12 protein-coding genes and 1 tRNA gene are annotated in these 14,628 nt (G+C 57.2%); 7 read left to right on the forward strand and 6 right to left on the reverse strand.

What is annotated here, in order from left to right; genetic code table 11:
- Positions 1-120 precede the first annotated feature (120 nt).
- Positions 121-1,740 (forward strand): ABC-F family ATP-binding cassette domain-containing protein, encoded by a 1,620-nt coding sequence (locus ACMGG1_RS02205; RefSeq protein WP_414161132.1) that lies wholly within the window; start codon positions 121-123, stop codon positions 1,738-1,740.
- Positions 1,741-1,754: 14 nt separating this feature from the next.
- Here the strand turns inward: ACMGG1_RS02205 and ACMGG1_RS02210 are convergent, their stop codons facing one another.
- Positions 1,755-3,239, reverse strand: a complete 1,485-nt coding sequence (locus ACMGG1_RS02210) for a PLP-dependent aminotransferase family protein (RefSeq protein ID WP_261110089.1) — start codon at positions 3,237-3,239, stop codon at positions 1,755-1,757.
- Between the two features lie 128 nt (positions 3,240-3,367).
- On the opposite strand from ACMGG1_RS02210, the gene ACMGG1_RS02215 reads away from it, so the two are divergent.
- Genes ACMGG1_RS02215 through ACMGG1_RS02225 form a run of 3 tightly spaced genes read left to right on the forward strand, consistent with a single transcriptional unit; the run spans position 3,368 to position 7,402 of the window.
- A complete protein-coding gene (locus ACMGG1_RS02215; RefSeq protein WP_414161133.1) occupies positions 3,368-4,639 on the forward strand; it encodes a 4-aminobutyrate--2-oxoglutarate transaminase in 1,272 nt (423 codons plus the stop codon).
- A gap of 5 nt (positions 4,640-4,644) precedes the next feature.
- On the forward strand, positions 4,645-6,099 hold the full coding sequence (locus ACMGG1_RS02220; RefSeq protein WP_046372577.1) for an NAD-dependent succinate-semialdehyde dehydrogenase: 1,455 nt from the start codon (positions 4,645-4,647) through the stop codon (positions 6,097-6,099).
- Positions 6,100-6,157: 58 nt separating this feature from the next.
- Positions 6,158-7,402 carry an amino acid permease gene (locus ACMGG1_RS02225; protein ID WP_046372578.1) on the forward strand — a complete coding sequence of 415 codons (1,245 nt, stop codon included), beginning with the start codon at positions 6,158-6,160 and terminating at the stop codon, positions 7,400-7,402.
- 70 nt (positions 7,403-7,472) lie between these two features.
- Here ACMGG1_RS02225 and yfcF read toward each other — a convergent pair whose 3' ends face one another.
- Complete coding sequence (gene yfcF, locus ACMGG1_RS02230; RefSeq protein ID WP_020831776.1) at positions 7,473-8,108, reverse strand: glutathione transferase; 636 nt, start codon at positions 8,106-8,108, stop codon at positions 7,473-7,475.
- A 171-nt stretch (positions 8,109-8,279) separates the two neighbouring features.
- Between yfcF and ACMGG1_RS02235 the strand changes: the two genes are divergently transcribed.
- Positions 8,280-8,996, forward strand: a complete 717-nt coding sequence (locus ACMGG1_RS02235) for an HPP family protein (RefSeq protein ID WP_115061139.1) — start codon at positions 8,280-8,282, stop codon at positions 8,994-8,996.
- A 73-nt stretch (positions 8,997-9,069) separates the two neighbouring features.
- On the opposite strand, the gene ACMGG1_RS02240 is transcribed toward ACMGG1_RS02235, so the two are convergent.
- A tRNA-Ile gene (locus ACMGG1_RS02240) sits at positions 9,070-9,146 on the reverse strand.
- Between the two features lie 148 nt (positions 9,147-9,294).
- Between ACMGG1_RS02240 and mug the strand changes: the two genes are divergently transcribed.
- Entirely contained in the window at positions 9,295-9,783 is a 489-nt protein-coding gene (gene mug, locus ACMGG1_RS02245) for a G/U mismatch-specific DNA glycosylase (protein WP_115060541.1), read from the forward strand.
- 28 nt (positions 9,784-9,811) lie between these two features.
- Complete coding sequence (locus ACMGG1_RS02250; protein WP_414161441.1) at positions 9,812-10,255, forward strand: ester cyclase; 444 nt, start codon at positions 9,812-9,814, stop codon at positions 10,253-10,255.
- Between the two features lie 48 nt (positions 10,256-10,303).
- Here ACMGG1_RS02250 and rpoD read toward each other — a convergent pair whose 3' ends face one another.
- The 3 genes from rpoD to rpsU all read right to left on the reverse strand — a co-directional run bounded on the left by rpoD (position 10,304) and on the right by rpsU (position 14,397).
- Positions 10,304-12,139 (reverse strand): RNA polymerase sigma factor RpoD, encoded by a 1,836-nt coding sequence (rpoD, locus tag ACMGG1_RS02255; protein ID WP_020831770.1) that lies wholly within the window; start codon positions 12,137-12,139, stop codon positions 10,304-10,306.
- A gap of 157 nt (positions 12,140-12,296) precedes the next feature.
- Entirely contained in the window at positions 12,297-14,045 is a 1,749-nt protein-coding gene (dnaG, locus tag ACMGG1_RS02260) for a DNA primase (protein WP_046372583.1), read from the reverse strand.
- Positions 14,046-14,181: 136 nt separating this feature from the next.
- Complete coding sequence (gene rpsU / locus ACMGG1_RS02265) at positions 14,182-14,397, reverse strand: 30S ribosomal protein S21 (protein WP_001144069.1); 216 nt, start codon at positions 14,395-14,397, stop codon at positions 14,182-14,184.
- Positions 14,398-14,628: the final 231 nt, after the last annotated feature.

A 14,628-nucleotide genomic window follows, 5' to 3' on the forward strand; every position in this document is an offset into this window, starting at 1 on the left:
AAATTTCCTCTCTCTACGGAGCCATCACCGAAAATGAACACACACGCCTGCTGATATCTTGTCCCACGTTGCGCACACCGGTGCCTTGTGGGGATGTTTTGATTTCATTCAGGAGTGCTTATGGCTCATTTTGCGCAATCCCCTCATTTTGTTTTACATCACCTGATCTGCCAGTTCGCTGACGGCGAAACGCTGTTCGGTCCCTTGGATTTGACTTTCGATCAGCAACGCTGTGGCCTGGTTGGGCGCAATGGCGTCGGCAAAACGCGCTTGCTGCGTTTGATCGCCGGACTGGATCATCCCGGTGGCGGGCATGTTGAATCCCATGCATCGCTGGCTTACGTCGCGCAACAGCCGGAGCTCTCCCCACAGACTACGCTGGCCCAACTGCTGGGCTACGGTGAGATATTTGCCGCATTGGCCCGCCTTGAGCAGGGGCAACCGATGGCGAACGATCTCGATCTTTTGGAAGGTCAGTGGGATCTGCGCGATCGTCTGCAGGCTGCCTTTGTCGCCGCCGGGTTACCGGCGTTCGATGCGCAACGCCCCGTGAGCGATTTGAGCGGCGGTGAACGAATGCGTGCCGCGCTGTGTGGGGCGATACTGAGCAACGCGGATTTTTTGTTGCTCGACGAACCGACCAACCACCTCGACGGCCGGGGCCGCGACTGGCTGTATCAACAGGTGGAACAGTGGCGTGGGGGCTTACTGGTGGCCAGCCACGATCGGCAGCTGTTGGCGCGTATGCAGCGCATTGTCGAACTGACGCCGGGCGCACTGCACAGCTACGGCGGCAACTACGGCGACTATCGCCGCCAGCGTGATTTGGAGCAGCAGGCCGCACGGGCCGGGCTGGAACACGCGCGCCAGGAACGGCGGCGCACCCGGGCCCGGCAGCAGAAAGAACACGACATCAGCCAACGGCGCTCTGCGCAAACGCTGAAAACCGTCGATACGCTCAATATCGCGTCTTTTGAGCGTGTGGCCTACAAAGCGGCGGCCAAAGAAAGCCTCGGCACGCTGCGCAAGCAGCATCAGGACCAGAAGGATGCCCTCGATGCCGCCGTGCGCGATGCCTATCAGCGGGTGGAAGACGACTGCCCGGTGATGCTCACCCTGCCGGGCAGCGCCGTGGTAGCGGGCAAGCAGGTGTTGGTACTCGAACAGTTGGAACTGCCTTTTATCACCATGCCGCCGCTGAATTTTCGCATTGATGGCCCGATGCGCGTGGCGCTGACCGGCCCGAACGGCTGCGGAAAATCCACGTTGCTGAAGGTGATCCTGGGGCAGTTGGCGGCCAAAGCGGGGAGTTGTCACTGCCCACTGTCGACGGCTTACCTCGATCAAACCCTTTCACAGCTCGATCTTTCGCTGTCTGTGGTTGAGCATCTGGGGCTGCAGGATTCACCGCTCAATGAGGGTACGGTACGCAGTCAATTGGCGCAGTTGCAGCTAAACGCCGAACGCGTGCTGTTGCCGATGGCGGTGCTGAGCGGCGGCGAACGACTGAAGGCGGCGCTGGCCTGCATGCTGTGGCGTCGAGAGCCGGCGCAGTTGTTGTTGCTGGATGAGCCGACTAACCATTTGGATCTGGCGTCGTCACTGGCAATCGAGGCTTCGCTGGCCAGCTTCCCCGGCGCGATGCTGGTGGTTTCTCATGATGAAAACTTCCTGCAGGCGCTGAAATTGACCCATCGTTTGCAGTGGCAGGTGGGGGAATGGCACCTTCAGAGCTTATGAAGCTCATTCGTGCCTTAGGGCTGCCTTCTGTTTTCAGGGGGGATGCACTCCAACAGCAGGGTAAAAGCGGCGGCCATCTGCTCTTCCGGTACGCAGGCAAAGCCCATCAGCAGGCCGCGGCGATGGTTGGGCAACATGTAGTAACGCGACAGCGGCCGTACCAGTACGCCACGCGTATTGGCTGCGGCGGCAATCGCCACATCGTCCGCCTGGTCCGGCAGGTTGAGGATCAGGTGCAGCCCGGCATTGTTATTGAATTCACTCAGGGCCTGCTTACCCAGATGCTGCTCGATAAGACCGGTTAGGAAGGCGCGCCGCCGGGCATACAGCAGGCGCATGCGGCGGATATGTGCGCTGTAGTGGCCTTCCTGAATAAACTGCGCCAGCGCGGTCTGGATCAGCAAATGGCCGCCTCGATACAGTTCCGCGTGGGCAGTTTTCAGCGCCGCCATCAGCGGTTTCGGCAACACCACATAACCCAGTCGCAGCGCCGGATACAGCGTTTTGCTGAAGGTGCCGATATAGATCACCGGCGCGTCGGCTTCCAATCCCTGCAACGCCGGGATCGGCTGACCGGAAAAGCGAAACTCGCTGTCGTAGTCATCTTCAACAATCCAGCTGCCGGCGTTGCGCGCCAAGGCCAATAACCGTTGCCGACGCGCCAGGCTCATCACCGATCCCAGTGGGTACTGGTGCGACGGCGTGACGAAAATCAGCCGCGGCGCCTCGGTAGGCTGTTCCGGTGGCACCATACCGGCTTCATCCACCGCCAACGGGCAGATATTCACGTCGTTCATCCGCAGGATATTGCGGATCCCCCAATAGCCCGGTTCTTCAATCCATGCGTCATCGCCCGGATTACACAGCAGGCGCGTCACCAGATCTATCGCCTGATGGATGCCTTCGGTAATCAGAATTTGCTCTGGCGAACAGCGTACCGAGCGCGCTACGCGCAGATAGTCCACCAGCGCATGCTGTAGCTCCGGACTGCCGCCCTGGTTGCTGTAGGTCAACTTCTGCGGGGCCGGACGACGGCTGATACGCGCCTGGATCTTGCTGAATAACTGGTGTGGGAAAGCATTGACGTCAGGCACGCCGGGGATAAAGGCGCCCCACTGTTTGGGGCTGGCGCTGGCGTGGTGCAGCAGAGTGGCACCGCGCGCTGACAGTTCAATCCGTCGCTGTTCCCCGTCACTGCCTGCTGGCGTGCTGACGGTGGATAAACAGCTGTCCGGGACGGTTTCGGCGACGAATGTACCGCTTCCGGCGCGCGCCAAGACATATCCTTCCGCCAAGAGTTGTTCATAAACGGTTAATACAGTGTTACGAGAAAGGCTGAGCTCCTGGGCTAAATCCCGTGAGGCGGGCAGGCGGCTGGAGGGCGGCAGGCTACCGTCCAAAATGCTGGTGCGGATCGCATTATAAAGCCGCTTATGCAGCTTATCATCCGGCTGTTCGCCAAGACGTTGCAACAGCAGGTCACCACTCAGTGAGCGCAATTGGATCCCTCAATTAATCGTAACTGGCTCTCGATTATAGGGCCACATCCTGTGTAAATAAACGTCATTGTTTCACGAATGTGAACAAACCGTTTAGCTGGCACCGACTACCGACTGGAGAGAACAACATGAAAAACGCAGAATTGAATCAACGTCGTCAGGATGCCACCCCACGTGGGGTCGGCGTGATGTGCGGCTTTTACGCCGAACGCGCCGAGAACGCCACGCTGTGGGATGTCGAAGGGAATGAAGTTATCGATTTTGCCTCCGGTATCGCCGTGTTGAATACCGGACACCGTCACCCGAAGGTGATCGCTGCCATTGAGAAGCAGCTGAAGGCCTTCACCCATACCGCTTACCAGATTGTCCCTTACGAAAGCTACGTTTCGCTGGCCGAACGCATCAACCAGTGTGCGCCGATCGAAGGACCATGTAAAACCGCGTTCTTCACCACGGGGGCGGAAGCGGTAGAGAACGCCGTCAAAATTGCCCGCGCCCACACTGGCCGTCCGGGTCTGATCACCTTCGGCGGCGGCTTCCACGGCCGCACCTACATGACCATGGCGCTGACCGGCAAAGTGGCGCCTTATAAACTGGGCTTCGGGCCATTCCCGGGATCGGTGTTCCACGGCCAGTATCCGAATGCGCTGTATGGCGTGACCACCGAAGATGCGATGAACAGCCTGGAGCGTATCTTTAAAGCGGATATCGATCCCAAGCAGGTTGCGGCCATCGTGCTGGAGCCGGTGCAAGGTGAAGGTGGTTTCAACGTCGCACCGGCCGAGTTTATGCAGGCGTTGCGCACCTTGTGCGACGAACACGGCATTTTGCTGATTGCCGACGAAGTGCAAACCGGTTTTGCCCGTACCGGCAAGCTGTTTGCCATGGATCATTACAACGTCAAACCCGATCTGATCACCATGGCGAAAAGCCTGGCGGGCGGCATGCCGTTGTCGGCCGTAGCCGGTCGTGCAGAGGTGATGGATGCCCCGGCACCGGGCGGGCTGGGTGGCACCTATGCCGGTAACCCGCTGGCGGTGGCGGCAGCGCTGGCGGTGCTGGATGTGATTGAAGAAGAGCAGCTATGCCAACGTTCTCAACGCCTGGGCCAGCATCTGGTGGAGGTGCTGCAGCAGGCCCGCCAGACCAGCCCGGCGATTGCGGATATTCGTGCGCAGGGTTCGATGGTGGCGGTGGAGTTCAACGATCCCAAGACCGGCAAACCCTCGGCCGAGATCACCCGCCAGGTGCAGCAGAAAGCGCTGGAAGAAGGCCTGCTGCTGCTGAGCTGCGGTGTTAACGGCAACGTGATCCGCTTCCTGTATCCACTGACCATTCCTGAAGACCAGTTCACCAAGGCGCTGGGCATTCTTTCCCGCGCGCTGGCTCAAAAGGAGTGACCGGTATGAAATTGAATAACCCCGAGCTGCTGCGCAGCCAGTGCCTGATTAACGGTGAGTGGTGCGATGCGCTGAGCGGTAAACGTGAAGCGGTCATCAATCCGGCGACCGGCGTTGAGCTGGCCAGTATTCCGTTAGTCAGCGGCGAAGAAACTCAACAGGCGATTAACGCTGCGCAGGTTGCGCAGCAAGGTTGGAAACAACTGACCGCCAAACAGCGTTCCGCTCTGATGCTGACCTGGGCCGACAAGGTGCTGGCGGCGCAGGAAGATCTGGCCCAGTTGATGACCGCGGAGCAGGGCAAATCGCTGGCGGAAGCGCGCGGTGAAGTGGCTTATGCCGCCTCGTTTATCACCTGGTTTGCTGAAGAAGCCAAGCGAGTGGACGGCGCGGTACTGCAAGCGCCGCAGGCTTCACAACGTCTGGTGGTGGTAAAACAGCCCATTGGCGTTTGTGCGGCGATCACTCCGTGGAACTTCCCGGCGGCGATGATCACCCGCAAGGTGGCGCCGGCGCTGGCAGCAGGTTGCGCAATCATCGTTAAACCGGCCGAACAAACGCCGCTGACCGCGCTGGCGTTGGGCAAGCTGGCGCAGGACGCCGGCATTCCGGCGGGGGTGCTGCAGATCGTGACCGGCGATGCCGCTCAGGTGGGCAAAGTATTGTGTGACAGCCCGGTGGTACGCAAGTTGAGCTTTACCGGTTCGACCGAGGTCGGCCGCATTCTGATGGCGCAGTGCGCGCCAACCATCAAAAAGCTGTCGCTGGAGCTGGGTGGCAATGCGCCGGTGATCGTTTTCGACGACGCCAATCTGGACGCGGCCGTGGCGGGTATTATGGCCTCCAAATTCCGCAATAGCGGCCAGACCTGCGTCTGCGCCAACCGTATCTACGTGCAGGACGGCATCTATGACCGGCTGGTGGATAAGCTGGTGGCGGCGGTTGAGCAACTGAAGGTCGGTGACGGCAGTCAGGCGGGCACCACTCAGGGCCCGTTGATTGACCAGGATGCGGTGGAAAAAGTGCAGAGCCATATCGACGATGCATTGATCAAGGGCGCGCAAATCGCTATCGGCGGCCAGCCGCACGAGCTGGGTCGTACCTTCTTCCAGCCTACGGTAGTGACCGGCGTGACGCAGAAAATGCGCTTCGCCAAAGAGGAAACCTTTGGCCCGGTGGCGCCGCTGTTCCGTTTCCATGACGAGGCGGAAGCTATTGCCATGGCCAACGATACCGAGTTCGGTTTGGCCGCCTATCTGTTCACGCAGAACGCCTCGCGTCAATGGCGAGTGCCGGAGGCGTTGGAATACGGCATGGTCGGCATCAATACCGGTCTGATTTCCAATGAAGTGGCACCTTTTGGCGGCGTGAAGCAGTCAGGGCTCGGACGTGAAGGATCGCGTTACGGGATTGAAGAATATCTGGAGCTGAAATACCTGTGTATCGATGTGAGCTGTTAACCCCTGGGAAATTAACCAACCCCGGTGGCCAGCGCCGCCGGGAGCCAAAGGATGCTGCATGTCTTCTGAAAACATCTCTATTTCTCCGGCGCTTGCCGCCGGGGTGCGAACGCCTGCACCCGCCAAATCACTGAGTTTCCTTGAAGGGGTGGCGATGATTGTCGGCACCAACATTGGCGCCGGCGTGCTGTCCATCGCCTACGCCTCCAGCAAGGCCGGTTTTCTGCCGCTGTTGTTCTGGCTGGTGCTGGTGGGCAGTCTGACCACTATCACCATGCTGTACGTTGCTGAATCTACCCTGCGTACCCGTGCCCATCTGCAATTGAGCGGACTGGCGAAACGTTATGTCGGCGGTATCGGTGCCTGGCTGATGTTTGCTTCGGTTTGCGTTAACAGCATTGGGGCGTTGACCGCCTACATGAGCGGCAGCGGCAAACTGTTGCAGTCCCTGTTTGGCATTTCCCCGGCAATAGGCAGCCTGCTGTTTTTCGTACCCGCTGCGGGGGTCTTGTACCTGGGATTAAAGGCGATTGGCCGCGGAGAGAAGTTTATCAGCATCGGCATGGTGGTCATGCTGAGTGCGCTGGTGGCGGCCACGCTGCTCAAAGACACCACCCAGATGCGCAACCTGCTGGACGGTGACTGGCGCTTTATGGTGCCGGTATTCAACGTGGTGGTGTTCTGTTTCTCTGCGCAGTATATCGTGCCGGAAATGGCGCGCGGCTTTTCGGACAAGCCGGAACAACTGCCCAAGGCGATTATGGTCGGAATGGCCGTGACCTTTGTGCTGCTGGCGGCGGTGCCGATGTCGGTGATTGCGCTCAGCGGGCTGAATAACATTTCTGACGTGGCGACCATTTCATGGGGCCAGGCGTTAGGGCAGTGGGCCTTCTTCTCCGCCAATATTTTTGCCCTGTGCGCGATGCTGACCTCTTACTGGGGCCTTGGCGGCAGCTTCCTGACCAATATTTTCGACCAGTTCAGGCTGGGCAACGATGAACAGCCACTGCGCCGTTTCGGCGTGCTGATGCTGGTGGTGCTGCCGCCGTTCGCGCTGGCCTACAGCGGGTTGGTGTCATTCGTTAACGCGCTCTATTTCGCCGGGGTTTTCAGCGGAGTGATTTTGTCGATTATGCCAATGCTGATCCTGCGTGGGGCGCGCAAGCATGGCGACCAGACACCGCGTTGGCAGTGTAACTGGATCACCCACCCGCTGTTGCAGATCAGCATCGTGTTGCTGTATCTGGCCAGTGCGGTGTATGCCATCGCGTCGCTGTTAGGCTATCTGCCCGCGGGATGGTGATTTGCCTTCCCTCAAGAAGTGATGTTATTTCTCAGTTGAGAACGGCGGCGTCGTGGCCGCCGATTTTTTATCACCCGCGCATTTTCTCTGGCAGCGCCAACCAGGCCTGCACGGAAGGACGTTGCCACTGTTTGTGAGCGTAGTGGCGAATATTTTCCGGTACCGGATCGCCATGTATCACCAGCCGATTCAGCATCAAAGCCAAATCGGTGTCGGCAATGCACCATTCCCTGAACAGATTATCCTGGCCGTGACTCAGCAGCTTTTCGACGGCGGCAATCAACTTGTTGGCGGCACCCTGCGCGGCGTTGGACAGTGGAGGAAACTTGCCGTTAATGAACACTGCCTCGGTCGGCCGCTCGGCGCGTAGCTGTAGCAGATCGCTGCGCAGCCATGCCTGAACTTCGCGGGCTTTGGCACGGTGTTTTACATCGCGTGGGTACACCGGATGGGCAGGATGGATCTCATCCAGGTACTCATCAATCGCCGAGGACTCCGAAAGCTGAAATTCACCGACCACCAGCGTTGGCACCCGGCGTGTCAATGACAGGGCCGCGTAGGCCGGCTCATGGTTTTTCCCCTGCGACAAATCGACCGGCTTCACGGTGAAGGGAATACCTTTTTCCGTCAGGGTGATAAACGCCGACATGGCATAAGGGCTGAAAAATTCGGCGTCGGTATAGAGTTCGGCAATCGGCTGAGACATTGGGTTTTCCTCAAGGCAAAGGGAGGCGAACTTTGATAATTGACGAGGAGTGGCTAAAGATCAATCTGTTAGCCGAAAGTTATTTTCGTAGTGAAAAGCGCGGCGAGCGGCGACGCCTGGCGTTGTGATATATTTGTTGCCATTAAGTTGAATTTGGCAGCACGAAGTAACATGAAAATGCCGTTGTTGGAAAGAGTGAAAGTAGGGTGCGCACGTTTGTGGCCGCACCCATTGGCGGTGGGCAAAAAAGAGATTTTGCTTTCCAGCGTCGGTGCCGGGCTGGGGCTGATGATTGCCGGCTGGATCAGCCATTTTGTTCTGGGCGAGGTGAACCTGTGGTTTATCGCCCCGATGGGCGCATCGGCCGTATTGCTGTTTGGCGTGCCAAATAGCCCGTTGGCGCAGCCCTGGTCGATCGTGGGCGGCAATATGTCGGCGGCGGCAGTGGGGGTCAGCACCAGTTTGCTGATTGCCGACCCGGGGCTGGCTTGCGGGGTGGCGGCAGCACTGGCGATTGGCTTGATGTTTAAGCTGCGCTGCCTGCACCCGCCCGGTGGCGCGGTGGCGCTGACCGCCATTCTCGGTGGCCCGGGTATTCATCAACTGGGCTATAGCTTTGTGCTGTACCCGGTGCTACTGAACTCGGTGCTATTGGCGCTGCTGGCGATCGTCTTCAATAACCTGGCCGGGCGACGCTACCCGCACCCTTTGGCGCCGACCGAGGCGAAGACGGCTAATCTGCCGATTGATGCGGTGTCTATCACCCGCGCCGATCTGCACGAGGCGCTGATGCAGGGCGAGCTGTTTGATATCGACGAGGACGATTTGCAGGAAATCCTGCTACGTGCCGAACAGCTAGCGCATCAACGGCAGAGCGGTGGAAGCTGATCACGCGGGCGGATGGAAATAAAAAAGCCACCTTTAGGAAGGTGGCTTTTTTGGCTGTGAAAACAGCGAGATTTGGTGGCCCCTACTGGACTTGAACCAGTGACCAAGCGATTATGAGTCGCGTGCTCTAACCAACTGAGCTAAGGGGCCAAGCGGCGAGATTATACGGCAATCCTTCGACGCAGGTCTACAGTTAACCATCCGTATGTTGCTTTTATGCGCAGTTCTAGCCTGTTGTAATTACTGGCGGATTTTGCGATAACCGCTGTAAATCCCCTTTAATGGACTCCCGAACCCTATGGAACTCCTGGCGCCAAACCTGCGGGTGGTGTTTTGCGGCATCAACCCCGGCCTCTCCTCCGCCCACCAAGGCTACCCTTTTGCCAACGGCAGCAACCGCTTCTGGAAGGTGGTGCATCAGGCCGGCTTTACCGAACGTCAACTGGCGCCCGAACAGTGGCAACAGCTGCAGGATACCGGCTGCGGCATCACCGCGCTGGTGGCACGGCCAACGGTCGCGGCCAGCGAAGTGACGCGTGACGAATTGCTCAGCGGCGGCGAGGCGTTAAAAGAAAAAATCTTGCGCTACCAGCCACGCGCATTGGCTGTTTTGGGCAAGCAGGCGTTCAGCAGCGCCTTTGGGGTGAAAAATGCGGCTTGGGGCCGTCAGGAGATGACGATCGGCAAAACTGAGGTTTGGGTATTGCCGAACCCCAGCGGATTGAATCGTGCCACGCTGGAGCAGCTTACAGAGAGTTATCGCGAGCTGTTTCTGGCATTGAAATAATCTGAGAGGGAGTTGCAGGATGAAAGCGATGATTAAAGCCGGATTGGTCGCTCTGCTGTTGGCGAGCGGCGTTGCCCATGCGGGCAGCAGCGCGCAGGAACTGAAGAACAAAAATAACGTGCTGGAGTTTTATCAGCAGGGGCTAAATAACAAGGATTTTGCCGCGGCACGGCCCTTTCTGGGTGACGAGTACAAACAGCACAATCCCAATGCGCAGGATGGGGTGGAAGGGTTCCGCAAGTTTGTCGAGCTGCTCAAAGCGCGTTACCCCGATTCTCACAGCGAAATCAAACAGGCATTTGTCGACGGCAACTATGTGATTTTGCACGTAGAGACCAGCGGACGAGAAAAGGGCAAGACGGCCGCGATTATCGATATTTTCCGGCTTGATGACGCAGGCAAAATCGTGGAGCACTGGGACGTGACCCAATCGGTGCCGGAGAAAACCGCCAGCGGCAACAGCATGTTTTAGGCAATAAAAAACCCCGGCGAGCCGGGGTTTTTTGTCAACAGCTGAACCTTAGTCGTCCAGGAAGCTGCGCAGCACTTCGGAACGGCTTGGGTGGCGCAGTTTACGCAGTGCTTTGGCTTCGATCTGACGGATACGCTCACGGGTAACGTCGAACTGTTTGCCCACTTCTTCCAGCGTATGGTCAGTGTTCATATCGATGCCGAAACGCATACGCAGCACTTTCGCTTCACGGGCAGTCAGGCCGGCCAATACGTCGTGCGTTGCGGAGCGCAGGCTTTCCGAGGTGGCAGAATCCAGCGGCAGCTCGAGAGTGGTATCCTCGATGAAATCGCCCAGATGTGAATCTTCATCATCACCGATCGGCGTTTCCATGGAGATCGGCTCTTTGGCGATCTTCAGCACTTTGCGGATTTTGTCTTCCGGCATCAGCATGCGTTCAGCCAGCTCTTCCGGCGTCGGTTCGCGGCCCATCTCTTGCAGCATCTGGCGCGAAATACGGTTGAGCTTGTTGATGGTCTCAATCATATGCACCGGAATACGGATGGTACGCGCCTGGTCGGCGATAGAACGGGTGATAGCCTGACGGATCCACCAGGTGGCGTAAGTCGAGAACTTATAACCACGACGGTATTCAAACTTGTCTACCGCTTTCATCAGACCGATGTTGCCTTCCTGGATCAGATCCAGGAACTGCAGGCCGCGGTTGGTGTATTTCTTGGCGATAGAAATAACCAGACGCAAGTTCGCTTCAACCATCTCTTTCTTCGCACGGCGGGCTTTCGCTTCACCGATAGACATGCGGCGGTTGATGTCCTTCACCTGCTCGATGGTCAAGCCGGTCTCTTCTTCGATCTGACGCAGTTTCTGCAGGCTGCGCTGCACGTCTTCGGCGACGTCTTTCAGCTTCTCTGACCATGGCTTGGCCATTGCCAGCGCCGCTTCGAACCAGGTGGTGCTGGTTTCGTTGCCGGCGAACAGAGTGACGAAGTTTTTCTTCGGCATTTTGCACTGTTCAACGCACAGCTTCATGATGATACGTTCTTGAGTACGAACGCGGTCCATCATGGTACGCATGCTGTTGACCAGGAAGTCGAACTGTTTTGGCACCAGGCGGAACTGCTTGAACACTTCAGACAGCTTCAGAATTTCTTCTGCTGCGCTGGCGTGGCTGCGGCCGTTCTTTTTGATGACGACACGAGTCGCTTCGTACTGATCGCGCAGGTCGGCGAATTTCTGACGGGCCAGCTCAGGATCGATGCTGTTGTCGTCTTCTTCTTCGTCTTCATCTTCTTCTTCGTCGTCGTCGTTCTGCTCTTCGGTAGACAGCTCAGAACCCACGTGGGTAGCGGTAGGGGCGATGTCCTCTTCCGCATTAGGATCGACGAAGCCGGTGATCAGATCGGACAGGCGAGCTTCGCCCGCTTCGACGCGATCGTATTGTTCCAGCAAATAGGTAATGGCTTCCGGGTACTCGGCAACCGAGCACTGCACCTGGTTGATGCCGTCTTCAATGCGCTTGGCGATGTCGATTTCGCCTTCGCGCGTCAGCAGTTCAACGGTCCCCATTTCGCGCATGTACATGCGCACCGGGTCGGTGGTACGGCCGATTTCAGACTCAACGCTGGACAACACCTGAGCGGCAGCTTCTTCCGCATCTTCGTCCGTGCTGTTTGAGTTTTCAGCAAGCAATAGGTCGTCGGCGTCCGGTGCTTCTTCCAGAACCTGGATGCCCATGTCGTTAATCATCTGGATGATGTCTTCGATCTGGTCGGAGTCGACGATATCTTCCGGCAGATGGTCATTGACCTCAGCATAGGTCAGATAGCCTTGCTCCTTACCACGGGTGACAAGTAGCTTTAGCTGTGACTGCGGGTTTTGCTCCATAAGACGGTATCCACACTTCAGAGTATTTGGGTTGGTGTCGGTCGGCGAAACCGCCAACAATAGCATTTGGGGCGTTTTTGTTGTTGCCGCGGCCCACTGTGGCGGCATATTGCAGGGCTCTGCCCTCGCATTTATCGGCACTTAAGCCGTTTGGTATTCAGTTTTTCTTCGCCAGCACCTGATTCAAAGAACGGACTTCTTCACGTTCTTCCGGGCTGAGGCCATGGGTTCTGGCCTGTGCGATCAATGTCTCCAGCCGCTGTTCCAGTACCGAGTCGTACAGGCTGGCTAAAGTATCCAAAAAAGTCTGTTCAACCATATCCTCAACGATCATATGGTTCCATGTTGCCAAGGTTTCAAGCTGTTGGCTCAATTTGTTGTCGCGATACTGCTCCAACAGCTGGCCGGTTGTCAGCCCTGGCTGAGCCAGACAGGTCTGCACCAGCTCGACAAACAGCGGCAAACCCGCCTGTTTGGTCTGCTCCAATCCCTCAAGCGAAGGGATAAGTGTAGCCAGTTGCGGATTTTGTACCAGTAACCCTATCAGTATACGCATGGTTGTGCGTTTTAGCTGGGGCGCCTGATAAGTATTCGCATTTTCGGCTTGCTTGGGCATCAGCTTGTCCAACTGGCTGTCGTCCAGCAAACCCAGCTTGCTGCCGAGCTGTTGGCGCAGGTACAAGCGCAACGTTTCGCCCGGCACCTGAGTAATCAGCGGCAGTGCCAGCGTGCTCAGCTTGGCGCGGCCGTCCGGGCTGCTCAGGTCTACCTGCGGCATCAGGGTTTCGAACAGGAAAGTGGAAAGCGGCTGCGCCTGCTCCATTCGCTGTTCGAAGGCCTCTTTGCCTTCTTTGCGTACCAATGTGTCCGGGTCTTCGCCGTCGGGCAAAAACATAAACCGCAGTTGACGCCCGTCATTGAGATAGGGCAACGCGGTTTCCAGTGCACGCCATGCCGCTTCGCGACCGGCTCTGTCACCGTCATAGCAACAGACAACGTTGTCGGTGGCGCGGAACAGCAGCTGAATATGTTCGGCCGTTGTCGAGGTGCCAAGCGAGGCGACGGCATAATCGATGCCGTATTGCGCCAGCGCCACCACGTCCATATAGCCTTCCACTACCAGCAATCGCTGCGGGGTAGGGTGGCTCTGTTGCGCTTCATACAGGCCGTACAGCTGACGACCTTTGTGGAAAACTTCGGTTTCCGGTGAGTTCAGGTATTTCGGCATGCCGTCACCCAATACGCGTCCGCCAAAGGCGATCACTCGCCCGCGTTTGTCGCGGATAGGGAACATTACGCGCTCACGGAAACGATCGTACGAGCGTCCTTGATCGTTAGTCACCAGCATGCCTGCATCGTTCAATGCCAGGCGTGACTCGGCGTCACGACCAAAACGCTTTAATGCGTTATCCCAACCGGCAGGTGCAAAACCGATGGCGAAATGACGGATAACGTCGTCACTCAGTCCGCGCTGTTGAAGATAATTGCGCGCCGGCGTGCCGGAGGACTGATGCAGTGACTGTTGATAGAACGCGCTGAGCTGTTCCATCAGTTGATACAGGCTTTGACGCTGATGGCGTTCGATTTGCGTCGGTCCGGAACCCGCCTCGTAAGGCACTTCCAGTCCGTGCATGGTGGCCAGCTCTTCGATGGTTTCGACAAACTCGAGCCTGTCGTAATTCATCAGAAAGTCGACGGCGTTACCGTGCGCACCACAACCAAAGCAGTGGTAAAACTGCTTTTCGCCATTAACCGTAAATGAAGGCGTTTTTTCGTGGTGGAACGGACAGCACGCGTGATAGTTCTTGCCCTGCTTCTTGAGCTTTACCCGGGCATCGATCAGATCGACGATGTCGGTGCGAGCCAGCAAGTCATTGATAAATACGCGCGGAATTCGTCCAGCCATAAGCCCTTACTTTACTAGCCTATAAACGAGAACAAGCCGCGCATTCCTTTCGGAAAGCACGGCCTTCGTATGCAACTACTCGGTCTGCGCGATTTTTAAAATCAGAAATTCACGCGGCGGGGTTGCCCCCGAAGAATTAATACAGACGAGTGCGGCGTGCGTTTTCGCGAGCCAGTTTCTTCGCGTGACGTTTCACAGCAGAAGCTTTAGCGCGCTTACGTTCGGTAGTCGGTTTTTCATAGAACTCACGACGACGAACTTCAGCCAGAACGCCCGCTTTTTCGCAAGAGCGTTTGAAACGACGCAGAGCAACGTCAAATGGCTCGTTTTCACGTACTTTAATTACAGGCATGTGCCTCTCACCTCAATAAAATTCGGTTTGCTGCTGGCCAAGCGCCAGCAATTTCAAAATGGTGCGGAATTTTACTTCAACGGATGCTGCTTTGTAAAGCACCACAGCAAATTGAAACCTGCGGCCACCCTGGTAAAACATGCGCAATTTTGCATCGGGCGCTGATTATAGACTAATCAGAAAAAAATGCTCGTTTTTAATCAAATCGGCATTTGTAGCTGTAATCATCAA

It is taken from the genome of Serratia sp. BNK-12, from assembly GCF_047456085.1.
Classification (GTDB): Bacteria; Pseudomonadota; Gammaproteobacteria; order Enterobacterales; family Enterobacteriaceae; genus Serratia; species Serratia liquefaciens.

Coding starts and splice junctions, on each gene's coding strand:
- ACMGG1_RS02205 (WP_414161132.1), top strand. CDS start 121: ATGGCTCATTTTGCGCAATCCCCTCATTTTGTTTTACATCACCTGATC.
- ACMGG1_RS02215 (WP_414161133.1), top strand. CDS start 3,368: ATGAAAAACGCAGAATTGAATCAACGTCGTCAGGATGCCACCCCACGT.
- ACMGG1_RS02220 (WP_046372577.1), top strand. CDS start 4,645: ATGAAATTGAATAACCCCGAGCTGCTGCGCAGCCAGTGCCTGATTAAC.
- ACMGG1_RS02225 (WP_046372578.1), top strand. CDS start 6,158: ATGTCTTCTGAAAACATCTCTATTTCTCCGGCGCTTGCCGCCGGGGTG.
- yfcF (WP_020831776.1), bottom strand. CDS start 8,108: ATGTCTCAGCCGATTGCCGAACTCTATACCGACGCCGAATTTTTCAGC.
- ACMGG1_RS02235 (WP_115061139.1), top strand. CDS start 8,280: ATGAAAATGCCGTTGTTGGAAAGAGTGAAAGTAGGGTGCGCACGTTTG.
- mug (WP_115060541.1), top strand. CDS start 9,295: ATGGAACTCCTGGCGCCAAACCTGCGGGTGGTGTTTTGCGGCATCAAC.
- ACMGG1_RS02250 (WP_414161441.1), top strand. CDS start 9,812: ATGATTAAAGCCGGATTGGTCGCTCTGCTGTTGGCGAGCGGCGTTGCC.
- rpoD (WP_020831770.1), bottom strand. CDS start 12,139: ATGGAGCAAAACCCGCAGTCACAGCTAAAGCTACTTGTCACCCGTGGT.
- dnaG (WP_046372583.1), bottom strand. CDS start 14,045: ATGGCTGGACGAATTCCGCGCGTATTTATCAATGACTTGCTGGCTCGC.
- rpsU (WP_001144069.1), bottom strand. CDS start 14,397: ATGCCTGTAATTAAAGTACGTGAAAACGAGCCATTTGACGTTGCTCTG.